The organism is Pediococcus argentinicus, assembly GCF_001437605.1.
GTDB classification, from domain to species: Bacteria; Bacillota; Bacilli; order Lactobacillales; family Lactobacillaceae; genus Pediococcus; species Pediococcus argentinicus.
The window spans coordinates 1-1,552 of record NZ_JQCQ01000001.1 but is presented as its reverse complement, the minus strand read 5'-3'; the positions used below and the strand labels follow the sequence as shown (position 1 = coordinate 1,552).

General features: G+C 36.1%; 3 protein-coding genes. 1 reads left to right on the top strand and 2 read right to left on the bottom strand.

The window, feature by feature from the left end:
* Together IV88_RS00010 and IV88_RS09295 are read right to left on the bottom strand one after the other, a co-directional pair.
* Positions 1 to 190, bottom strand: a 190-nt coding sequence (locus IV88_RS00010; RefSeq protein ID WP_057797446.1) for an uS14 family ribosomal protein, incomplete at its 3' end; no start/stop codon positions are given.
* Complete coding sequence (locus tag IV88_RS09295) at positions 191 to 304, bottom strand: putative metal homeostasis protein (RefSeq protein ID WP_162258636.1); 114 nt, start codon at positions 302 to 304, stop codon at positions 191 to 193.
* A 286-nt stretch (positions 305 to 590) separates the two neighbouring features.
* Between IV88_RS09295 and IV88_RS00005 the strand changes: the two genes are divergently transcribed.
* A complete protein-coding gene (locus IV88_RS00005; RefSeq protein ID WP_057797444.1) occupies positions 591 to 1,382 on the top strand; it encodes a hypothetical protein in 792 nt (263 codons plus the stop codon).
* Positions 1,383 to 1,552 lie beyond the last annotated feature (170 nt).

Genomic DNA, 1,552 nt, shown 5'->3' with positions numbered 1-1,552 from the left:
TACGTAGGTAACCATGAGGACGACCATCAAAACCATCGCGGTTCCAATGGCGTGTTGGTGATGCATTTCTTGGTAACTTACTTAGACCTTCATAGTCATGGTTCTTTTTTAGTTCTGCTCGTATTTCAGCGTATCTTTCAATTGTTCGATCTATTTTATTTGCTTTAGCTATTTTTGATTTCTTTGCCAATTACTTTGCCTTCCTTTTCAAATCTCCAAGAACTCGCTTGGCCCGTTTACTTGTCTTTTTGTTCTTACTACGTAGTCGTCTTAATGCACTTGCATAATCAGTTTTTTCTGCCATCAGAATTCCCTCTCTTCTCTAAATAGTAATGATTATCATTTAAAGATACATGATTACTTATTTTTTGTAAAGTATTTTAGTTTATTTCATATTTAATAGTGAAAAAGTCTATAGCTTTCAGTTACATAAATAATCAAAAATTAAAATATGCCAGTTATCAGCAATGGAAACGTTACCGGTGAATTATTTTTAATTTAGGTCCCCAGAGACGGCCTTTTTCGTGTATAGTAGTTAACTGTAGTTTTAAATATACCAATCTATTACTTTTAGTTATAAGGAGACCTGAATGAACCTGTATCTAGATTTTCTCGATCACCAAAAGCAACTGATTTCTTCTCGAACCATTTCCAGTCATCAAGATATTATATGTGATATTCCTCTGATTGAGGATACGCAAATTTGTGCCAAAACAACTCTGTATCTTCACGATATTTCCACTTGGAAGACACCTGGTAAAACACTTGTTTTCGATAAAGTGCGCGGATTACATCAAACCACCTTATCAACCCGCTCATTGATCAATCATTTCATTAAAACTACCGATGTTAGTTTCGTATTGATGAAAGCTTTTTGCGACCACTTAAATGTTAACCACGCCATTCCATTTGTTATGGGAAATTTACGCTTAGTACCCTTGTCTGGAACTAGTAAACGTCCTGCACATTGGATTATGGCGCACCAACTCCATGACTTGCACACCGATAATCAACGTCCTGAATATTCCGTTGCCACCTTTGAAGGACGGCAACGAATTCATATCCCTGTACCCGAAAAGACTATCACCACCCGTTTAGTTAAAGCACGTAAAATCTTAGATTTTCAGCTGTCAGTATTGAATGATTTTTGTAATGCTTTCAATCTGACTAAATTACTGCCAGAAGATAAATACTTAAGTCCCATCGATCACCGAATCACTTGTACAGAGCAACGTGATAAGCCTTGCCGTGAGACTCTTATTGATTTACTCGCACACTTGCATTGCAATACTAATTCACTATTATTTGGTGAATCCGGTTTTACTGTCAAAGAGACGATTAAGATGTTGAATGAACGATTGGATGAAGATGGAAAAGTCTAAAAATAAACTTACTAAGCTATAGGAGTAAATAACTCGACGGAGTTGTTTACTCCTCTTTTTGTTTTAAAGTGGATGTGAAGTAAAGGCCGCGTGGCTTTTGGGCAATTTAATGCCGTAAAATAAAATGGCCGTTTCACAGATTCATCCAACAGATTGATCTTAGTAAGTTA